Here is a 19453-nt window from a genome sequence, read left to right on the forward strand (position 1 = left end):
TTGACAGCGGGCCGGTGACGGCCGTGCCTAGGATGATGAGTCGGTAACGGAAGTCCCGGGCCGGGTGCGACGGGTCCGACAGATTCGATGTCCGCGGGGGGAAACATGAGCAGGGACAACGCCAGGCGAGAGCGCGGCGGTTTCACGTGGAGTGACCCGCGGGCGTTCTTCTGCCTGTTGGTGATCGTCGGGTTCGGCGGCTTCGTGGCCTACCTGTCCGGGCAGGCGCGTTCGTGGGACCACTTCGTCAGCCTGTACGCCGGTGTGGCCGCCGTGGTCGCGGCGACCCTGGGCGCGGTGCTGGGGTACTCCCTCAACCAGGGAAGGATCTCCGACGCCAAGACCGAGATGAACCACGCCGTCCTCGAGCGGCAGGAGATGCAGGCCAGGATCGAGGGCGCCTACGCCGTCCTCGCCGACGCGCGGGAGACCCTGGCGAAGGTCGAGGTCGTTCTCAGCGAGACCAGCGCCCTGCGTGCGGCCCGGAAGAACGACCCGTCCAAGCACGTCGAGAGCCTGGGCCTCGAGTCCTCAACGATGGCCGAGGCGGCGAGCGCGGTACGGGACCAGTTGCCGCCGGAGGCCGAGCTCGTCGACGCCACCCGGGTGCACGAGGTGGACCCGAGGTTCGACCACCTCGCGCTGAGCGCGGACGAACTCCTCGACGAGGTGCGTGCCCGGCACCGCTACCTGCGCCGGATCGACTAGGACGTACCCAATTCGGACCGAACTCCCAACTCCGAACTCCGAACTCGACTGTCCTGCGGGCCGGGCGCCGATTCTTCCGCGGAAGAATCGATGACTCCCACCGTGGCAGCGAGCTGGGTGAAGCGTGAAGAGCCCGGGTGGTCAGGCCCCCCGCCGGCATTCACGCTTCCGGTTCGGTCCGGCCCGATCAGGTGAAGTGTGAAGACCCGCGGGGCCCCTGACCCCCGCGCGTCTTCACACTTCCCTGCCCGCGGACCCGAGAGCTCGTCCGGGCGTCCAGGCGTGCCGGAGCGGGAGAACATCGTTCAGGGAACGATGTTCTGGTTGAGGTGGAAGAGGTTTCCCGGGTCGTACGCCTGCTTCAGCGCGACCAGCCGGTCGTAGTTGTCCCGGTAGTTCGTAGGGGTCTTCGACTGGTCGTCCTCGGACATGAAGTTGACGTATCCCGCGTCCGCCGAATAGGGCGCGACGGCCTGGTAGTAGTCGCGTACCCACGCGATGTTGGCCTCGTTGTCGGCCGGGTCGGGCCAGACGCCGGCGATGACGGTGGCGAACGTCATGTCCCGGTTGGCGAACGCGGTGGCGCCGCCGTCGACGCGATGCGCCGCCCCGTTGATCGGGTAGATGTGCATGGTGGAGTTGAGGGCCGGCAGCCGCGGGCCGAAGTCGCAGTGGGCCGCGATCACCTCGTCGGTGAGCTCGCGGGCGAACGCCGCCTTCCAGTAGTGCTGCATCCCGGGCGGCACCAGCGCGTCGAACATCCCGTTGAGCGCCGGGTAGGGCATCGGGCCGAGGTGCTCGGCGACCGGCGGCGCGATCTCGCGGATCGGCGCCACGGCCCGCTCCGCCTCCTCCATCGGCCCGGCCCAGCAGGCCACCAGCCCGACGAGCGGGTCGCCGTGGCGTTCGACCGGGATGAACGGCAGCGGCGGGGCGATCTGGAACGCCGGGAACACCGACAGCCGTTCGTCCGCGGTCTGGATGAAGTCGCGGTAGAAGCGGAGAACGTCGGCGGCGTGTTCGAGTTCGAAGAAGACCGGCCCGGCGTAGACGTCGCACACCGGGTGCAGCCCGAACTCCATCGAGGTCACCACGCCGAAGTTGCCGCCGCCACCGCGCAGCGCCCAGAACAGGTCGGCGTTGTCGTCCGGGCTCGCGAGGAGGAACCTCCCGTCGGCGGTCACCACGTCGGCGCTGCGCAGGTTGTCACAGGACAGGCCGAGCGACCGGTCCAGGTGGCCGATGCCGCCGCCGAGGGTGAGCCCGCCGATGCCGGTGGTGGAGATGATCCCGCCCGGCGCCGCCAGCCCGAACGCGTGGGTGGCGGTGTCGAAGTCGCCCCAGGTGGCCCCGCCCTCGGCGCGCGCGGTGGCTGCCTGCGGGTCGACCCGCACGCCACGCATACCGGACAGGTCGAGCACGACCCCGTCGTCGCAGGTGCCGTACCCCGGCACGCTGTGCCCGCCGCCGCGCACGGCGAGGTCCAGTTCGCTGTCCCGGGCGAAGTCCACGGTCGCGCGGACGTCGCCGGCGTTCCTCGCCTGGACGACCACCCGCGGCCTGCGGTCGATCATCGCGTTGTAGACCCGCCGGGCCGGGTCGTACTCCACGTCCCCCGCGGTGACCACGCGGCCGTGCACCCGGTCGCGCAGGTCGTCGACAGTGGGTTTGTCCATGTTGTCCTCCACTCTCGGGCACGGTCACCGGGCGGTTGGAGGGCAACGGGGGAGGCCCCCTTCCTCACACGCTACGTCGGCCGGGGAGGGCTTATCCTTCCGCCATGACAAACCTGCCTGAACCAGTGCGTCCCTCCGGGGCGTCTCACCTGCGCGCCTCCGATGCCGATCGGGAGCGGATCGTCAAGGTGCTGGGGGAAGCGCTGGCCGACGGGCGGTTGGACGTCAACGAGCACTCCGAGCGTCTCGACGCTGTCTACGAGGCCAAGACGATGGGCGAGCTCGAGCCGATCACCTACGACCTCGCCGCGACGCCGGGTCATCCGCAGCCGCGGCCGGCCGACCGGTCCGCGAACACCCCGGTGGTCGACCCGGCCGGCGCTTCGGAGAGCGTCGACCAGATGATCGCGATCTTCGGGGGCGTCGAACGCAAGGGCCGCTGGCGGCTGCGCCGGCGCAGCCGGGCGGTGGCCGTCTTCGGTGGGGTCGACCTCGACCTCAGCGAGGCCACGTTCGACGCACCGGAGGTGGTGATCGAGCTGTTCGCGTTGTTCGGCGGCGTCGACGTCTCCCTCCCCGAGGGTGTGGTGATCCGCAACGAGGCCAGCGGCATCATGGGCGGCATCTCGGTGAAGACCGGCGACGCGCCCCCGTCGCCGGACGCCCCGGTCGTGGTGATCAAGGGCGTGGCGATCTTCGGCGGGGCCGACTTCCACCCCAAGAAGCGAAAGTGGTTCGGCTGACGGCCACGGCTGAAGGCCACTGGCTGACGGCTACCGGCCGGGCCCGGGCTCAGCGGCGCCGCGCCACGCACGTGTAGGCGTGCAGGGTGAGCTCGACCCGGTCCACGCCGAGGGTGCCGAGCGTGGTGCGCACCTTCGTCGCCAGCGCGTCGCGTTCGTCCTGCTCGCGGCCGGCGACGTGGCCGTACGACATGAGGTACGCCAGATAGGTGTCCACGTCCTGCGTGTAGGCGTGCGTCCTCAGCTCGTACTCCGGCTGCTCGAACACCCCGGACGCGGCGAGCTCCTCCCGGCCCTCCGCACCCACCCGGTCGAGATAATCGGCGAACTGCCCCGGGTCGTAGGCGAAGTCCGGCTCCTCGGCGAACGCGCTCGCGTTCATCGCTTCCTGCAGGTCGTCGCGCAGGATCGGGTAGGTCCAGATCAGCACCAGGTGGCCGCCGGGTGCGAGCAACCGCGCCGACTTCTCGTACGACACGGCCGGATCGACCCAGTGGAACGCGTTCGCCGACCAGATCGCCGCGAACGGCCCCTCCTCCCCGGCGTACTCCTCGAAGAACTCACCGCGCGCGACGAACCCGGTGTCCTCGTCGAGGTGCCGGACCAGCCGGGTCCGCAGCGCCGGACCGGGTTCGAGAGCCACCACCGACAGGTCGCGCGCCCGTAGCGCCTTCGTCAGCTGCCCGGTGGCGGCGCCGATCTCCAGTACGGTGTCGCCGGACCGCAGGCCGATGCGCTCGACGGCTCGGTCGACCACCTCGGCGGGGATGCTCGGCCGGCCCGCGTCGTAGGCGTCCACCACCCGGTCGAAGTTCAGCCGTCCGCCGCGTGCTGTGTTGCCCTTCATCGCGTACCTCCGTGGTCAGGTTTTCGCCAGGCGCGGACCGAGCGCAGGTAGCCCGCGGGCATGGGCAGCCGGGCCGCCTCCTCGACGGTGAACAGCCCGATGTCCACATGCTCGTCGCTGCGTACCGGTGCCGTGGAATCGAGGACGTGGCAGCAACCTCCCGGGCCACGCAGCCGGCCGGGTCCTCGGCGTACTCCAGCTTCCCGCCGGGCAGCTCCCACTCGTCGCGCTCGTTGCGCAGCAACAGGACGCGGTCGCCTTGGAAGCACACTCCCTTGACCGAGACCAGATGGCGGTACGAACGTCCCTCCGGTGCCTGCGACATGCCGGATAGTCTGCACCGGTGTGACGGCCAAACGCACCGTGCGGGTGACGTACGCGAGTGAACCCGGCAGCCCCGACCTCGACAACGAGGACTTCCTGTCCGCCGGGCCGCGGCTCGCGGTGGTGCTCGACGGCGTGACCCCGATGGACCGCACCGACACCGGTTGCCGGCACGGCGTTGCGTGGTACGCGCGAACGCTGGGCGGCCACTTCGTCCGGCTGGCGGGCCGAAACGGGGGCGGGGACACCGGCCAGGACATCGTGCCGCTGGCCGACTGCCTGGCCGAGGCGATCGTGGCCACCCGGGACGCGCACTCCGGGACCTGCGACCTCGCCCACCCGGACAGTCCCGCGGCGACGGTGGCCGCGGCCCGGCTTCGCGGCGGCGGGCTCGACGTCCTCGACTACCTCGTACTCGCCGACTCGGCCGTCCTGCTCGACCTCGGCGACGAGCGTCCCGGCGCCCTTCCCGTCGACGACGGCATCGTGGTGATCACCGACCACCGGGCCGGCGACGTGGGCCGGCGCCTGCGCGCCCGGGGTGAGGCACCCTCCGCCCCCAGGGTGCGGTCCCACCGCAACCAGCCGGGCGGGTACTGGGTGGCGGCGGAGCGACCCGAGTCGGCGTACGAAGCGCTCGCCGGGACCATCGACGTGACCGGCCTGCGCCGGCTGGCGGTGGCCACCGACGGCGCGACCCGGCTGGTGGACACGTTCGGAACCCATAACTGGCGGGGGATGCTGGACGCCCTCGAAGCCGACGGCCCGGACGCCTGGATCGCCCGGACCCGGGAGGCCGAGCGCGCCGACGCCGCCGCGGAACCGGCGCGGCGGCGAGGGCGCGGCAAGGTCCACGACGACGCCTCCGTGGCGTTGCTCGAACCTGCCGCCCACACGCCTGGCGGTTAGCGGTCACCCCGGCCAACAGCGGTGGTCGATCATTCGCCGGAGGCCGCGATTCGCTGGATCAGGCTGTTGGCCCACTCGACTGCCTCCTCCACAGTGGGGGCGCAGGCGATCCCGTCAGAAGCGCTGGTGTAGATCGTCGTCCAGGTCGGCCCGGGCGTGACAACGGGCGGCCACGCATGCGCACCACGAGACGCGAACAGTCTTTCGCACGCGGAGCGCACGCCTGGCAAGTCCACCTTCTCGCTGATCATCAGGAGTTGGAGGTCGACAAGGTCGTGGGCTCGTTCACTGCCCGGCATGGTGCAGGCATGCAGCTTCTGCGCGATCTGGTGGTCCACCGACAACACCGGGATCGGAGCAGGTTCGGGCAGCCCGATCTCAGCGAAAACGTTGGCCAAGTCCGGTGCGAGGCGCAGGTCCGGGTTGTCCGTGTCCCCAATCTCGTCGTGCCCAACCTCAAGCCGAACCGTCATCCACGACCGACCCTGGTAGGCAACCTTCAGGTCGTACGGCTGCATGACGTACTCCGGCGGCACCCCAAGTGGCTTCGCCGGCCTCATCGGCACGATCTTGCTGGTGAATCCGGACCAGCCCATGGCAAGGGCGGCCCCGTACTCGGCCAAGAACTGGTCCATGGTCGCTCGGCGCGCCACATCCAAGTCGGGGGTGAACCGCGATCCGGAGTGTCCGAGGCGAAGCTTCAGAGCAGTCCCTCCCTTCACCACTCCAGCGGGCAGCATCTGCGCGAGCACGACGTTCGCGACGGCGCGCTCCAAACGGATCACCGCCAACTCGCCCAAGGCGAGGTTCCGGAACCTCGCCTTCAATGAGGTCAGGTTCCTGGGCGGCCCAGTCAGCCTCGTCTGCCCGGACGACGGTGGGGCGTAGTCACTCATCCGTGCCTCCCGCCGTGCCGGCGAGCCAAGCGCGCGCGCAGCGCATCCTGCTCGAGCCGTGAAAGCAGTCCGAGCCTTCCAGCGGCGCTGATGGCATCTCGGAGCCGGTCACTCATGACCGTGTCCATACAGTCGATGACGGCTTGGGCGACGGTCGTCTGCGCAATGCCGTCCTCCACCGTGAGCAGCTCGTCCGGCAGGTTCCGGCGGACTGCGTGGACGACCGGCGGCAGGGCCTTGGACGTTCGATGAGGGGTCCCGACCGTGATACGAGATGGGTTTACGAGCGCGAGGTTGTGACGAGTCAGGACCGACTCGCCCATGAGGTAGGCGTCGTCTCCGACGAGTCGGACGGCGAGCGCATACTGATCGAGCTCGCTCGGCGGTACGGCCGGGTCTCGGTAAAGTCCGTAGGCAACCCGCTCAAGCCCTCCGCGGGCCGCGAGCTTTCGCAGCTCGACTACCGGGATCCCTTCATCTGCCGCATCGCGGGTGGAAACCAAGCCGTACTCACCGAGGGCGATCTCATGGAGCACGGCACGGTAGCTACCTCTGGAGTGGGGATGTGGGCGCATGCGCGAACCGTACCCAAAGCGGTACGGTTCACACCTCTTCCACGCGGAGGCCGTCGTTTCGGCGGCGACGCGGCTCAGCTGGGTGAGTCGGCCGGGATCGGCTCACCCTCCGGGCCCGCCGGACCGGCCGGACCCACCTGCCCGGGCCCGCCGCGCAGCGGCACCGCCTTGATCGCCCAGCCGATCACGAACGCCGCAAGGGCGAACGGCGCCGCCCACAAGAAGACGCTGTGCATCCCGTCGGCGATCGCGGTGAGCACGGTCTCGCGCGCGGCGGCCGGGAGCTGCGTCAGGGTGGCCGGGTCGATGTGCGCCCCGCCGCCGCCGGCCAGCTTGCCCGCACCCGGCATGCCGGCGAGAGAGTCGGTCAGCCGGCTGGCGAAGATCGCCCCGAACAGCGACACCCCGAAGGAGCCGCCGATCGAGCGGGCGAACGTCGAGGTGCTGCTGGCCACGCCCATGTCCTTGGCCTCGACGCTGTTCTGCACGATGAGGAGGGTGACCTGCATCAGCAGGCCCATCCCGATGCCGAGGATCACCATGTAGACCGACAGGGTGAACTTGCTGGTGCCGGTGTCCATCAGCGACAGCGCGAAGACGCCCAGGGTGAGCATCGCGCCGCCGGCGATCGGGAACGCCCGGTAGTGGCCGGTCCGGGTGATCACGGTGCCGACGACGAGGGACACCACCAGCGACGCCGCCATCATCGGCAGCAGGAGCAGGCCGGAGTTCGTGGCCGAGGCGCCCTGCACCGTCTGCTGGAACAACGGCAGGAACGTCACCGCGCCGAACATCGCGAAGCCCACCAGGAAACCCATCAAGGTAGCCGCGGTGAAGTTGCGGTCCCTGAACAGCCGCAGCGGCAGGACGGGCTCGACCGCCCGGCGTTCGGCGATCACGAAGCCGACGACGGACGCGACGCCGAGCACGGCCAGGCCGAGGATCTGCACCGATCCCCAGTCGTACTGCGTCCCGCCCCAGGTCGTCACCAGCACCAGGGACGTGGCCGCGACCGTCAACAGTGCGGCGCCCAGGTAGTCGATGCGGTGGCTGATCCGGTGCCGCGGCAGCTGCAGGGTGGTGGCCACGAGGGCAAGCGCGAGGATGCCGACCGGGATGTTCACGTAGAACGCCCAACGCCAGGAGAAGTGGTCGGTGAGGAAGCCGCCGAGCAGCGGGCCGCAGATCGTGGCCGCCGCCATCGTCGCGGACATGTAACCCTGGTAGCGCCCGCGTTCCCGGGGCGGGATGAGGTCGCCGATGATCGCCATCACGCCGACGATCAGGCCGCCGGCGCCGAGGCCCTGCAGGGCGCGGAACCCGATCAGCTGGACCATGCTCTGCGCCATTCCGGACAGCGCGGAGCCGACCAGGAAGATCGCGATCGCGCCGAGGAAGAGGCGCTTGCGGCCGTACAGGTCGCCGAGCTTGCCGTAGAGCGGCGTGGACACGGTGGACATCAGGACGTAGGCGGTGACCACCCAGGACAGGTGGTCCAGGCCGCCGAGCTCGCCGACGATCCGTGGCATCGCGGTGCCGACGATCATCTGGTCGAGCATGGCGAGCAACATCGCGAGGAGCAGTCCCGGCAGGACGACGAGTACTTCCCGTCGGGCCGGTGGGGTCACGGTGGTGGTCACTGGATCTCCGCTGGGTGAGACTGGCCGGCTGCGCCGCGGGCGTGCGCGTCTCGCGGTGGTCTACTTACCGGCCGGCTAGTAGGCTTACTTGCCGTACGGTAAGTTGCGAACTTACCGGCCGTCAAGTAAATAGCCCGTCAAGTACAGGTATCCCCGCCCGGCCACGGAGGACACATGCCGCAACGCCCGAACGAGCCGTCCGATCAGCCCGGGCGCGGCCGGTCCACCGGCGGTGGACGGGCGGGTTCCCGGGCCGACCGCCGGCCGGAGTGCGAGCGCGCCGAGACCCGGACGGGCCGGCGGCAGGCGGGTGGGCCGGACACCCGGGCCCGGATCCAGGAGGTGGCGCTGGAACTGTTCGCGGAGCAGGGCTACGACTCCACCTCGCTGCGGGAGATCGCCGACCGGCTCGGGGTGACCAAGGCGGCGCTGTACTACCACTTCCGGTCCAAGGAGGAGATCGTCGTCGCCACGGTGGAGGAGTTCCTCGCCGACATCGACGCGCTGGTCGCCTGGGCGGAGGAACGGCCGCGGACGACCGACACCAGGCACGAGGTGCTGCGCCGCTACGCCGACATCGTGCGGGTCCGGTTCCCCTCGATGAGGTTCTTCCAGCAGAACCCGGCCGGCATGCACAGGTCGGGGCTGGGCGAGCGGTTCCAGCAACGCATGGGCGCGCTGCACGGGGTGCTCTATGACGGCGGGCCGCCGCAGAACCGGATCCGGGCGCTGCTCGCGATCGTCGGCATGCACATGGCCGCCGCGCTCAGCGAGGACTCCGGCATGCCGATCGGCGCGGGCCTGGGGCTGAGTTCCGAGGAGGCGAACCGGGCCGCCCTCGACGTCGCGTTCAGCCTGGTCGACGCCGAGGACACCGCCGGCGCCGAAGGCACCGCGAGCGCCCAAGGCACGGCGAGCGCCGAGAGCACCGCGAAGGCCGAGGACGGCGACGAGTCCGAACCCGCCTGACCGGCGTCGGGTCAGGCCGGATCAGGCCGGATCGGGTCGGGTCAGGTCGGGTCAGGCGGCGTCCGGGAGGTCGCCCGGCCGGGGACCGAACCGTCCGACCGCGCGGGACACCAGGCCGAGTCCGCCCAGCCCGGGAAGCCGGTCGATCTTGTGGTCGAGGTCGCCGACGACGCCGCGTCCGTTCTCGTCGCCGAAGAGGTAGCCGAGCAGGAACGTCGTCTCCGACCTGGGCATCACGGTCGAGCCGACCGGGCGCCACCGCGTGCGCAGCGCCCACCTGGTGAACCGCCGGGCACGCGCGCTGCGGGCCAGCCGGGCGCGCGCCTCGGAGGTGTAGAACGCGACGTGCCGGGTCTCCTGGCGCATGATCCGGCGCAGCACGGTGGTGAGTACGGGATGGTTCTCGCGTTCGATCAGCCGGGCGTACGCCGCATGGGTGGACCACTCGTTGATCGCGCCCCAGCTCATGTGGGTGGCGATGAAGTCCTCGCCGATCGCCGCCGCCGTGAGGCACTGGGTGATCGGGCTGACGACGTTCGCGATGCCCTGCGTCCGGCGGACGGTCCGAGCACGGCCGGGACCGTGGTCCTCGCCGTGCACGCCGAGGATCCGGTCGATGACCTCCCCGTGCCAGTACTCCTCGTAGTTCCACATGGTGAGGAACGTCGTGATGCGCGGGTTCTGGTGCGACGGCGTGACCAGCAGGTCGCGCAGGTAGCAGACCGTGTGCGTCTCGACGTCGGCCATGTAGTGCAGCGAGCGCAGCGCCTGCGCGGACAGCGGCCGCTCCCGGAATCCGTCGAAGTCGATGTCGTCGATCTTCACGGGCTGCACCGCACGCTTGTAGGTCTCGAGTTCGAACGCCATGCCCACCTCCGACCGGCCATTCGGAGCCGGATCGGGTACGGATGGGTGTGAGGTCAGACCGGACCGCGGGTGGGTGCCGGGTCAGGCGGGCAGCCGGCGCGGCATGGCGACGTAGGTCACGTCCGGTTCGGACTCGGCGTCGGGTGCCGCGCAGCCGGTGAGCAGCGCGGGGCGGATGCCCTCCTGGAAGCCCAGCCGGACGTACTCGGTGTCGAAACCCTCCAGGCCGTCGAGCAGGTAGCCCGCGTTGAAGGCGACCGTGCCGGCGTCACCGTCGAGCCGTCCCGCGAGGCGCTCGCGGCCGCGGGTGTCGACGTCCCCGGCGGCGCCTACGACCACCTCGTCCGCGCCGATCGTGAGGACGACCGCGGCGTACCGGTCGGCGACGATGCACACCCGTCGCAGCGCCGCCCGCAGCTCCTCCACGGCCAGGACGACGGTGCCCACGAAGTCGGTGGGGACCTTCGTCCGCAGCGCGGGATAGGTGTCGTCGAGCAATCGCAGGGTGGTGAGGCGCTCGCCGACTCCCAGGCTGAGCACGGCCTCGCCCTCACCGCCGAGGCCCACGGTGAGCAGGTCGGTGCCGGCGCCGAGGCTCTTCGTCGCGTCGGCGAGCATCCGCGCGGGGACGACGGCCCGGGCGGGCAGGTCGGATCCGGTCGCCTTCCACGGCACCTGGTGAATCGCCACCCGGAACCGGTCGGAGGAGGTGAGCGTGACCGACTCGCCGTCGAACTCCAGCAGCGTGCCGGACAGCACGGGTACGGCGTCCCCGCGGATCGCGATGCGCGACATCTGGGCGACGGCCCGGGCGAACGGCGCGGCGTCGAGCGCACCCACCGGTGCGGGCGGCGTCGGCAGCTCGGGATAGTCGGCCAGCGGCAGCGTCGGCAGGGTGAACTCGCTCGCGCCCGCGCTGATCTCCACCACCCCCTCGCGGGTGTGCACCCGCACCCGGCCCTGGGGGAGCGCGTGCACGATCTCGGCGAAGACCCGGCCGGGGAGCAGCAACTCACCCGGCTCGTCGACCTCGGCCGGGAACAGCACGGTGGAGCTGGCCTCGTAGTCGTAGCCGGTGAGGCGTACGGAGTCCTCGCCTGCGGACACCCGCAGACCGCTCAGCGCCGGGATCGGCGCGGCGGTGCCCGCCGAGTGCCGGGCGGCGAAGGTGGCGGCCCGGCCGAGCGGGGTGCTGTCGCTGACGAATCGCATCGCGTCCTCCGTGGTGTGCCGTGATGGCGCTGCCCGCCCGAGCCGGTCTGGATTGCCGTGGGTCCAGGGTGTTGTCAGACCCTAGAGCCACCCACCGACAGGCCGGGGCGGAACGACCGGAGTCACGCAGCGGTACGGACGGAGCGCCGGCGCCGGGTCAGATCGCGGCGATCGTCCAGCCGGCCTCGTGCCGCTGCCCGGGCGCGAGGACCACCAGGTCGGTGCCGGAGTTGAAGGCGTCCGGCGGGCAGGTCATCGGCTCCACCGCGAGCCCGGACCGGTCGAGCTCGGGCTCGGGCCGGTCGGCGGTGTGCACCTGCACCCACGGGCAGGCGCCATCCCAGCGAAGCTCCACCCCGGATCCGTCGGCGGTGCGTACCCGCGCGCGGACCACGCCGTCGGCACCGGCGGCGAGCCCGGTGTAGGCGTGGTCGAGGAACGTCGTCCCGATGGTCCTGGGCGTACGGAAGTCGTAGTCGGTGCCGTCCACCTCGGCCAGCCCCCGCGGGACCAGCCGGTCCTCGGTGACCTCGAGGTACTTCCCGGCGGGCAGCTCCAGCGACCAGTCGTCGACCCGGCCCGGCCCGGCCACGAGGTAGGGGTGCGGCGCGCAGCCGAACGGCGCGTCGGCGTCGCCGGCGTTGACCGCGGCGACCGTGCAGGCCAGCCCCGCCTCGGAGAGCTCGTACGCCGCCCGCAGGTCGAGCAGGAAGGGGTAGCCGGTCTGCGGGAACAACCGGAGTGCGAGCTCGACCCGCTGCGGGGAGTGGTGCACGACCTGCCAGCTCGACCAGGCGACCAGCCCGTGCAGCGCGTTGTGCCGGTCGGGCTCGGTCAGCGCGAGCTGGTGGCTCTGCCCGCCGAAGTCGTACGTGCCGTCGATGACGCGGTTGGGCCACGGCGCGAGGACGGCGCCGCGGAAGACCGGGCGTACCTCGTCGGCGGCGAACCCGGCCACCAGCTCGCGCCCGTCGTGCTTCAGCTCCCGCAGGGTCGCGCCGACCTCGGTGACGGTCGCGGTGTAGCCCGCCGCGCTGATGGAGTGTTGCTCGCCGCTCGCCTGCACGTGATGGTCCTTCCTCCGCGTCGTCCGTCCGTCGTCCGCCGGACGGAACCATCCTGCCCCACCCCGATCTTCACCGGGTTCGGCCCCGGGTGGCGTGCGGGTGAGTTGGGTAGGTTGAAACGCATGGCCAACCCGACAGGAACCGGGGCCGAGGAAGCAGGGCCCACAGGTGCGGAATTCACCGGTGCGGAATCAACGGGACCAGACCCCGCGGGTGCGGTGCCCATGGGAGCCGAGCCCACGGAGGTGGAGCCGGAAGACGCCGAGCTGATCGGCGCGGTGCTGGCCGGTGCCGAGCTGACCGGGAAGGGCGCGGTCGTCACCGGCGGCTCGCGCGGCATCGGCCGGGCGATCGTCGAGCGCCTGGCCCTCGACGGCGCCGAGGTGGTGTTCAGCTACCGGAGCGACGAGGCGGCCGCCACCGAGGTGGTCGCCAAGGTGGCGGCGGCGGGCGGGGTGGCGCACGCGGTACGCATGGACCTCGTCGACCCGGACCAGGTCCGGGCGCTGTTCGCGGAGGCGGAGCGGCTGCTCACCCGGCTCGACATAGTGGTGCACAACGCGGTCGCGGTGCAGGTCAGCGAACGCGCGACGCTGGCGCGGACCCGCGACGACGACTTCGACGTGATGGTCACCGCGAACATCCGCGGCGCGTTCGTCGTACTCCAGGAGGCTTCCCGGCGGGTGCGTGACGGTGGCCGGATCATCACGATCTCCAGCCTCAACACCCAGGTTCCGGTCGCCGGCAACGGGCTCTACCAGGCCGCCAAGGGCGCCGTCGAGCTCCTCACGATCACCGCGTCCAAGGAGCTCGGCGGTCGCGGGATCACCGCCAACATCGTCTCGCCGGGTGCCACGGACACCGACCTGCTGCACGCGTCGAACCCGCCGGAGGCGCTCGCCGCGATCCCGAAGATGACGGCGCTCGGCCGCCTCGGCACCCCGGACGACATCGCGAACGTCGTCGGTTTCCTGGCGCGTTCGGAGTCCGGCTGGCTGACCGGGCAGAACATCCGCGCCACCGGCGGCCTGCCCTGAGGTGGCCGCGCTGATGGGACGTACGCACGTGGGCACGCCGCCGGGTCCGCGCCCGGGGAGGCGGACCCGGTGACGGGGCGCAGCCTGCTGGGTCCGGGCGGGGAGGACGGCGGGCCCGCCGCGAGCGGTCCGGTGCGCCCCGACCCGCGCGGTGAGTATCGGCAGGAGCCCTACCCGCCCGACCCACCCGGTGACGATCCACCGGACCCGTCCGGCGACGATCCGCCCGATCCTCCCGACCCGCCCGGCAACGACGCACCTGGTGAAGACCCGCCCGGTGGCGACCTGCTCGACCCGCCTGGTGACGACCCGCCTGGTGACGATCCACCCGACCCACCCGGCCACCTCGACGCCCGACGCGGCGGGCACCCGAACGGCGTACCGGTCACGATGCGCGCGGCGTACGTCGACCGGCTCGGCCCGGCCGAGGACATCCGGGTGGGCGAACTCGTCGTACCCGCCCCGGCGCCGGACGAGGTGCTGGTCCGGGTGGAGGCGGTGGCGGTCAACCCGGTGGACACCTACATTCGTTCCGGTCGCTACCGGACCCCGCTGCCGGGGTTCCCGTTCGTGGTCGGCCGCGACCTGGTGGGCGTGGTCGAGGCGTGCGGCGTCGCGGCGGACGCGTTCGCCCCGGGGCAGCGGGTGTGGACGAACGGACTGGGGTACGCCGGACGGCAGGGCGCGGCGGCCGAGTACGCCGTCGTCCCGGTCGACCGGCTCTACCCGCTGCCGGACGGGCTGGACCCGGTCCGGTCGGTGGCGGTGTTCCACCCGGCGGTCACCGCGTACCTCGGGCTGTTCCGGCACGTCGGCGGCGTCGGCCCCGGCGACACGGTGGTGGTCGGCGGAGCCGCCGGGAACGTCGGAAGCTGCGTCAGCCAACTCGCCGCGTTCGCCGGTGCCCGGGTGGTCGCCCTGGCCCGGACCGAGGACGCGACCTGGTGCCGCAACCACGGCGCGGCCGCCGTTGTCGACTACCGCGTGGAGGACCTGCACGACCGGCTGGCCGCGGAGGCGCCCGGTGGTGCGACGGTGTGGTTCGACACCTCCGGGCGAATCGACCTGGAGCTCGCGGTGGAGGTGCTTGCCGACCGGGGCGCGGCGGTGCTGGTCGCCGGGCGGCCCGAGCCTTCGGCGCTGCCGGTCCAGCCGTTCTACCTGAAGTCGCAGCGCCTGCTGGGATTCGTGATCACCACCGCGCCGGCCGCCGAGCTGGCCGACGCGGCCCGGGTGGTCGGCGCCCACCTCGCCGAGGGGCGCCTCGACGTACGGATCGGCGAGGTGCTCCCGCTGGACCAGGCCGCCCGGGCACACCAGCTCGTCGAGCACCGCGTGCGCGGCCGGGTGATCCTGGTGCCGCGGACCTGACCAGCTGCTGCACGGTCAGGCCCGGCACCAGGATCCCCTCACCAGCAAAGGGAAGCCGGGCCGCCTACACGACGGCGCCCGTACCCGACCGCTGCGCACGCTTGCGCGCCGCCGTCTCCGGCGACTTCGTACGGGCCCGCGGCGGTCCGGTCCCGCTCCTCGCCTGCAGCTCCACCGCCAGCGGCGTCGCGGCGAAGGTGGAGGAGTACGTGCCGACGAACAGCCCCACCAGCAACGCGACCGCGAAGTCGGTGAGCGACTCCCCGCCCAGGATGGCCAGCGCGGCCAGGATGAACATCGCACCCAGCCCGGTGTTCACCGTCCGCGGCACCGTCTGCAGCACCGCGAGGTTGGCGCTGCGAGCGAACGGCGTCTTCGGGTTGCCGGCCCACAGCTCGCGGATACGGTCGAACACCACCACGGTGTCGTTCACCGACAGGCCGACGATGGTGAGCGCCGCGGCGAGGAACACCCCGTCGATCGGTTTGCCCAGCCAGGCGAACAACCCGGTCACGATCACGATGTCGTGGAACATCGCGAGCATCGCGGCGACGCCGAACGTCCAGCGGAACCGGATCGCGAGATAGGCCATCTGCGCCAGCAGCGCCACCCCGAGCGCGATCAGCGCCTTCAGCCGCAGCTCGTTGCCGAGGCTCGGACCGATCAGCTCGTCGCGTTCCTTGCTGACCTTGCCGCCCAGCTCGCCGAGGGCCTGCTGGATCTCCAGTGCCTGGTCGGTGCTGAGTTTGGCGGTACGGACGGTGATGTTGTCCCCGCTGGACTCCTGCACCACCGCGCGCGGGAAGCCCGCGTCGGTGACGGCCTGCCGGGCGGCGTCGACGTCGACCGGCTTGCTGGTGGAGTACTCCACCAGCCGTCCGCCGGTGAACTCCACGCCGTAGTCCAGGCCGCGGACCACGATCCCGGCACCGGCCACGATGACCACCAGGGCGCTGAGCGCGAGCCACAGCCGGCCCCGCTTCATCAGGTCGGGGTTGCGCTCGATCAGCCAGGTGCGGACCCGCCCGATCGAGGCGAGCCCGGTGATGGCCGGGCGGTTGCGCACGAACGTGCGCTTGACCGCCCAGTCGGTGAACAGCCGCGCCACGATCAGCGCCGACACCATCGAGGCGAGGACACCGATCGACAACGTGACACCGAAGCCGCGTACCGGCCCGGAGGCCAGGAAGAACAGCAGGCCGGCCGCCAGCAACGTGGTGACGTTGGAGTCGATGATCGCCGACCACGCGCCCTTGTAGCCGCGGGACAGGGCGGTGGACAGGCCCTTCTGCTGGTTGGCGGCGTACTCCTCCCGGGCGCGTTCGAACACCAGCACGTTCGCGTCGATCGCCATGCCGATGGCGAGGACGAACCCGGCCAGGCCGGGCAGGGTCAGGGTGGCGCCGAGCGCGACCAGGATGGCGTACGAGATCAGCGCGTAGCAGGCCAGCGCGAACGTGGCCAGCGCGCCCATCAGCCGGTAGACGAGGATGATGAACAGGCCGGTGAGGGCCAGGCCGATCGCCGCGGCCTTCGCGCTCGCCTCGATCGCCTCCGCGCCGAGCGTCGGGCCGACGGTGCGCTGCTCGATGATCTCGACCGGCACCGGGAGGGCGCCGCCCTTGATCAGCACGGCGAGTTCCTGGGCCGAGGCCTGGTCGAAGTCGCCGGTGATCTGGGTGCTTCCCCCGCCGATGCCGACGTTGCAGCCGACGCTCGGGTCGACCTGCGGTGAGGAGATCACCTTGTTGTCCAGCACGATCGCGACCCGCCGGGTCGGGTCGCCCGGCTGGGCGCAGGCGGCCTTGCCGGTGACGTCCTTCCAGGCGCCGCCGCCCTTGCCGTTGAAGTCGATCGTGACGAACCAGCCCGTTCCCTGCTGCGGGTCGGTCGCGCCGGCGGCGTCCTTCACGCCCTCACCGGTCAGCGCCGACGGGCCGAGGCGCAGCCGCTGGCCGCTCTCGTCGCCGAGGATCCGTTCGCCGGTCTTGGGCTTCTCCCCCGGCTGTGCGACGCCGATCACCGGGTGGAACGTCAGTTGTGCCGTACGGCCGATGACCTGCTCGGCCTCGCGCGGGTCCTGGACGCCGGGCAGTTCGACGATGATCCGGCGCTCACCGGACCGGGTCAGGTTGGGCTCGGAGACGCCGAGCGCGTCCACCCGGCGGTTGAGGACCTGCAGGGCACGGTCGGTGGACTCGGCGTTGGCCTTGGCGGTGGGGCTGTCCCGGGTCTCCAGGACGATCTGGGTACCGCCGCGCAGGTCCAGGCCGAGCCGGGCCGGCGTGCTGATGGCGAAGTACAACGCGAGGGCGAGGACGCCGAACGTCAGCAGGGCGCGGACGAGTGGAGCGCGGGACCTCGACGGTTTGGACGCGGGTCTGTTCCTGGAGGTGGACGAGCGGGCGCGCGCCGACGAGCGTGCGGACGCGGATGGGCGTTCGGGCGTGGAATCTCCGGACACGATGGCTCCGAGACGAGGTGACGGGACAGGACGCGGACGCCTGCGCGCGAGGCCGCACCGGCTGGTCGGTGCGGTGGTCGCGGATCAGGCTGCGTGCGGTCCCGGTGGAGCCCGGACGCCGGTGCCGCCGAGGGCGGCCGGCGCGTGACCGGTGCGGTCACCGTCGGTGGAGGTGTGGCCCGCCCGGACGTACGGGTCGGGGCGTTCGGCGGTGACGGCCCAGGTCGCCGGGTGAGCCGCACCCGGGGCGTGCGCGCTCCCGCGACCGGCGGTGGGCGGGGCCCGGTCGCCGCCGACCGACTTGGCGGTGATGCCGTGCGGGGTGCGGGTGACCTGAGCCACCGGCTGGGTGTGCCGCGCGGCGCGGGCTGGGGGGACCGCGCGGCGTGCCTGGGCGGTGCGGTCGGCTCGGGTGGCCGACTGCGACTGCGACTGCTGTGTACGGCGGGAGGGGGTGCGCTGGCGCTGTTCGGTCGCCGGCGACCCGCTCGCCTGGCCGCTCGCGGTGCTGACCGCGCGGTGGAGGTTCGCCGCGGCGGGTGCGCCACCGGCGAGCAGGCCGGCACAGACGGCACCGGACAGGAGCAGCCCCACCAGGACGGCGCAGGTCCGCCGGAGCCCGGCGGGTGGCGTCCGGCCGGCGGGCGGCCCCGTACGCGACACGGCGGTCGACGTGCGCGCCACGGCAGGGTCCCTCCGGTCGGGGTCGGTCGGCGGTACGGGTGTCGGCGGTGCGGTCGGTCGGCGGTTCGGGTTGTGGTGAGGGTGGTGGTACGGGGTGATGCGTGGTGGTTCGGCCGGCCCGCGGCTTTCGGCACCGGCTGCGGACCAGCGTCCCCGGGAAGTGGCCAGTCTAGGCATGGGTGGGAAGGGCACGCTCTCCCGTGCGGCCCGGCGACGCTCGTCCGGCGGGCGACGTCCGTGCCGCGTCGGGGCGGTGGCACGATCGACGCAAGGGACGCGGAGCGAGAGGCGGTAGGCATGGCGGTGGGGTCTGCGGGATCGGTTGCCGGAGGTGACCGGGTGTCGGAGCTGTTCGACCCGGCGGCGTGGAAGCCGGTCGACGGGTTCGACGACCTCACCGACGTGACCTACCACCGGGCGCTGGACCAGGGGACGGTCCGGATCGCGTTCCATCGGCCGGAGGTCCGCAACGCGTTCCGGCCGCACACCGTCGACGAGCTCTACCGCGCGCTCGACCATGCCCGCACCACCCCGGACGTGGGGTGCGTGCTGCTGACCGGCAACGGCCCCTCGCCCAAGGACGGCGGCTGGGCGTTCTGCTCCGGCGGTGACCAGCGGATCCGGGGCCGCTCGGGCTACCAGTACGCGGACGGGACCGGCGACGCCGCCGGGGGGACGGCCGACCGGGCGCGGCTGGGCCGGCTGCACATCCTCGAGGTGCAGCGGCTGATCAGGTTCATGCCCAAGATCGTGGTCTGCGTCGTACCCGGCTGGGCCGCGGGCGGCGGGCACAGCCTGCACGTCGTCGCCGACCTCACCCTGGCCAGCCGCGAGCACGCGAGGTTCAAGCAGACCGACGCCGACGTGGCCAGCTTCGACGGCGGGTTCGGCTCGGCCTACCTCGCCCGCCAGGTCGGGCAGAAGTTCGCCCGGGAGATCTTCTTCACCGGCCGGGCCTACGACGCGGAGGAGGCGCACCGGATGGGCATGGTGAACGCCGTCGTCCCGCACGCCGACCTCGAACGCGAGGCCCTCACCTGGGCGCGGGAGATCAACGGCAAGAGCCCCACCGCGCTGCGAATGCTGAAGTACGCCTTCAACGCCGTCGACGACGGACTGGTGGGCCAGCAGCTGTTCGCCGGTGAGGCGACCAGATTGGCCTACATGACCGAAGAGGCGCAGGAGGGCCGGGACGCGTTCCTGGAGAAGCGTTCGCCCGACTGGTCCGATTTTCCTTTCTATTACTGAGCCCCTTCTATTACTGAGTCCTTTCCGGACGTCCGTCAGCTCCGCCGCGTTGTGTCGTTGGCCTCTGCGTTCGCAGGACCCGTGGCAGCGGTGTTTTTGGCGTGCCGATCCCCCGGTCGGCCTAGCGTGGTTCACAAGGATCCGGGGCGGACAACGTGGTCACCCTGGATCCGTTGCGGAGTGGTCGCTGCGTGGGCTCGAGCCGTCCGGGGGAGG

At 71.8% G+C, this 19453-nt stretch carries 18 protein-coding genes and 1 pseudogene; 7 read left to right on the forward strand and 12 right to left on the reverse strand.

Going from position 1 to position 19453, the window contains the following annotated elements; genetic code table 11:
• Positions 1–105: 105 nt before the first annotated feature.
• A complete protein-coding gene (locus FHR37_RS29760) occupies positions 106–708 on the forward strand; it encodes a hypothetical protein (RefSeq protein ID WP_092886005.1) in 603 nt (200 codons plus the stop codon).
• A 305-nt stretch (positions 709–1013) separates the two neighbouring features.
• Here FHR37_RS29760 and FHR37_RS29765 read toward each other — a convergent pair whose 3' ends face one another.
• Positions 1014–2384, reverse strand: coding sequence for an FAD-binding oxidoreductase (locus tag FHR37_RS29765; RefSeq protein ID WP_092886293.1), 1371 nt, complete (start codon positions 2382–2384; stop codon positions 1014–1016).
• A gap of 104 nt (positions 2385–2488) precedes the next feature.
• Between FHR37_RS29765 and FHR37_RS29770 the strand changes: the two genes are divergently transcribed.
• Positions 2489–3127 (forward strand): DUF1707 SHOCT-like domain-containing protein, encoded by a 639-nt coding sequence (locus FHR37_RS29770; RefSeq protein ID WP_092886007.1) that lies wholly within the window; start codon positions 2489–2491, stop codon positions 3125–3127.
• Between the two features lie 49 nt (positions 3128–3176).
• On the opposite strand, the gene FHR37_RS29775 is transcribed toward FHR37_RS29770, so the two are convergent.
• The 3 genes and pseudogenes from FHR37_RS29775 to FHR37_RS33375 all read right to left on the reverse strand — a co-directional run.
• Entirely contained in the window at positions 3177–3974 is a 798-nt protein-coding gene (locus FHR37_RS29775) for a class I SAM-dependent methyltransferase (protein WP_092886009.1), read from the reverse strand.
• Positions 3971–4195 (reverse strand): hypothetical protein, encoded by a 225-nt coding sequence (locus FHR37_RS29780; protein ID WP_237768959.1) that lies wholly within the window; start codon positions 4193–4195, stop codon positions 3971–3973. The genes FHR37_RS29775 and FHR37_RS29780 overlap by 4 nt, the downstream gene beginning before the upstream one ends.
• Positions 4186–4299, reverse strand: a pseudogene (locus FHR37_RS33375) (hypothetical protein); the annotation flags it as partial. The gene FHR37_RS29780 and the pseudogene FHR37_RS33375, both read right to left, overlap by 10 nt.
• Positions 4300–4319: 20 nt before the next feature.
• Between FHR37_RS33375 and FHR37_RS29785 the strand changes: the two are divergent.
• Positions 4320–5207, forward strand: coding sequence for a hypothetical protein (locus FHR37_RS29785; protein ID WP_202818254.1), 888 nt, complete (start codon positions 4320–4322; stop codon positions 5205–5207).
• A 29-nt stretch (positions 5208–5236) separates the two neighbouring features.
• Here FHR37_RS29785 and FHR37_RS29790 read toward each other — a convergent pair whose 3' ends face one another.
• The 3 genes from FHR37_RS29790 to FHR37_RS29800 form a co-directional block, all read right to left on the reverse strand.
• A complete protein-coding gene (locus tag FHR37_RS29790) occupies positions 5237–6103 on the reverse strand; it encodes a nucleotidyl transferase AbiEii/AbiGii toxin family protein (protein WP_092886011.1) in 867 nt (288 codons plus the stop codon).
• Positions 6100–6639 carry a type IV toxin-antitoxin system AbiEi family antitoxin domain-containing protein gene (locus FHR37_RS29795; RefSeq protein ID WP_202818255.1) on the reverse strand — a complete coding sequence of 180 codons (540 nt, stop codon included), beginning with the start codon at positions 6637–6639 and terminating at the stop codon, positions 6100–6102. Before FHR37_RS29795 ends, FHR37_RS29790 begins: the two co-directional genes overlap by 4 nt.
• A gap of 113 nt (positions 6640–6752) precedes the next feature.
• Positions 6753–8318, reverse strand: coding sequence for an MDR family MFS transporter (locus FHR37_RS29800; RefSeq protein WP_092886015.1), 1566 nt, complete (start codon positions 8316–8318; stop codon positions 6753–6755).
• A gap of 174 nt (positions 8319–8492) precedes the next feature.
• Here FHR37_RS29800 and FHR37_RS29805 point away from each other — a divergent pair, with 174 nt between their 5' ends.
• Positions 8493–9287 (forward strand): TetR/AcrR family transcriptional regulator, encoded by a 795-nt coding sequence (locus FHR37_RS29805; protein WP_092886017.1) that lies wholly within the window; start codon positions 8493–8495, stop codon positions 9285–9287.
• A gap of 51 nt (positions 9288–9338) precedes the next feature.
• Here FHR37_RS29805 and FHR37_RS29810 read toward each other — a convergent pair whose 3' ends face one another.
• The 3 genes from FHR37_RS29810 to FHR37_RS29820 form a co-directional block, all read right to left on the reverse strand.
• The gene (locus tag FHR37_RS29810) at positions 9339–10154 is read right to left on the reverse strand and encodes a hypothetical protein (protein ID WP_092886019.1); all 816 of its coding nucleotides are present in this window, start codon (positions 10152–10154) and stop codon (positions 9339–9341) included.
• Between the two features lie 81 nt (positions 10155–10235).
• Complete coding sequence (dnaN, locus tag FHR37_RS29815; RefSeq protein WP_092886021.1) at positions 10236–11366, reverse strand: DNA polymerase III subunit beta; 1131 nt, start codon at positions 11364–11366, stop codon at positions 10236–10238.
• Positions 11367–11523: 157 nt separating this feature from the next.
• Positions 11524–12432 (reverse strand): aldose 1-epimerase family protein, encoded by a 909-nt coding sequence (locus FHR37_RS29820; protein ID WP_092886023.1) that lies wholly within the window; start codon positions 12430–12432, stop codon positions 11524–11526.
• A 225-nt stretch (positions 12433–12657) separates the two neighbouring features.
• Here FHR37_RS29820 and FHR37_RS29825 point away from each other — a divergent pair, with 225 nt between their 5' ends.
• Positions 12658–13470 carry an SDR family oxidoreductase gene (locus FHR37_RS29825; protein ID WP_092886025.1) on the forward strand — a complete coding sequence of 271 codons (813 nt, stop codon included), beginning with the start codon at positions 12658–12660 and terminating at the stop codon, positions 13468–13470.
• A 69-nt stretch (positions 13471–13539) separates the two neighbouring features.
• Positions 13540–14841: an NADPH:quinone reductase gene (locus FHR37_RS29830; protein ID WP_237768960.1), complete on the forward strand. Its 1302-nt coding sequence runs from the start codon at positions 13540–13542 to the stop codon at positions 14839–14841.
• Positions 14842–14905: 64 nt separating this feature from the next.
• On the opposite strand, the gene secD is transcribed toward FHR37_RS29830, so the two are convergent.
• Positions 14906–17305: a protein translocase subunit SecD gene (gene secD, locus FHR37_RS29835; protein WP_092886031.1), complete on the reverse strand. Its 2400-nt coding sequence runs from the start codon at positions 17303–17305 to the stop codon at positions 14906–14908.
• 84 nt (positions 17306–17389) lie between these two features.
• Positions 17390–17989 (reverse strand): hypothetical protein, encoded by a 600-nt coding sequence (locus tag FHR37_RS29840; RefSeq protein ID WP_092886033.1) that lies wholly within the window; start codon positions 17987–17989, stop codon positions 17390–17392.
• Positions 17990–18286: 297 nt separating this feature from the next.
• On the opposite strand from FHR37_RS29840, the gene FHR37_RS29845 reads away from it, so the two are divergent.
• The gene (locus tag FHR37_RS29845) at positions 18287–19237 is read left to right on the forward strand and encodes a 1,4-dihydroxy-2-naphthoyl-CoA synthase (RefSeq protein WP_092886035.1); all 951 of its coding nucleotides are present in this window, start codon (positions 18287–18289) and stop codon (positions 19235–19237) included.
• Positions 19238–19453: the final 216 nt, after the last annotated feature.

Origin of the sequence: Actinopolymorpha cephalotaxi (assembly GCF_013408535.1) — a bacterium.
Lineage (GTDB): Bacteria > Actinomycetota > Actinomycetes > Propionibacteriales > Actinopolymorphaceae > Actinopolymorpha > Actinopolymorpha cephalotaxi.

Excerpts from the sequence above, each read along its gene's own strand:
- FHR37_RS29775 (WP_092886009.1), bottom strand. The coding sequence starts at position 3,974 with ATGAAGGGCAACACAGCACGCGGCGGACGGCTGAACTTCGACCGGGTG.
- FHR37_RS29770 (WP_092886007.1), top strand. The coding sequence starts at position 2,489 with ATGACAAACCTGCCTGAACCAGTGCGTCCCTCCGGGGCGTCTCACCTG.
- FHR37_RS29790 (WP_092886011.1), bottom strand. The coding sequence starts at position 6,103 with ATGAGTGACTACGCCCCACCGTCGTCCGGGCAGACGAGGCTGACTGGG.
- dnaN (WP_092886021.1), bottom strand. The coding sequence starts at position 11,366 with ATGCGATTCGTCAGCGACAGCACCCCGCTCGGCCGGGCCGCCACCTTC.
- FHR37_RS29805 (WP_092886017.1), top strand. The coding sequence starts at position 8,493 with ATGCCGCAACGCCCGAACGAGCCGTCCGATCAGCCCGGGCGCGGCCGG.
- FHR37_RS29825 (WP_092886025.1), top strand. The coding sequence starts at position 12,658 with ATGGGAGCCGAGCCCACGGAGGTGGAGCCGGAAGACGCCGAGCTGATC.
- FHR37_RS29760 (WP_092886005.1), top strand. The coding sequence starts at position 106 with ATGAGCAGGGACAACGCCAGGCGAGAGCGCGGCGGTTTCACGTGGAGT.
- FHR37_RS29810 (WP_092886019.1), bottom strand. The coding sequence starts at position 10,154 with ATGGCGTTCGAACTCGAGACCTACAAGCGTGCGGTGCAGCCCGTGAAG.
- FHR37_RS29765 (WP_092886293.1), bottom strand. The coding sequence starts at position 2,384 with ATGGACAAACCCACTGTCGACGACCTGCGCGACCGGGTGCACGGCCGC.
- FHR37_RS29845 (WP_092886035.1), top strand. The coding sequence starts at position 18,287 with ATGGCGGTGGGGTCTGCGGGATCGGTTGCCGGAGGTGACCGGGTGTCG.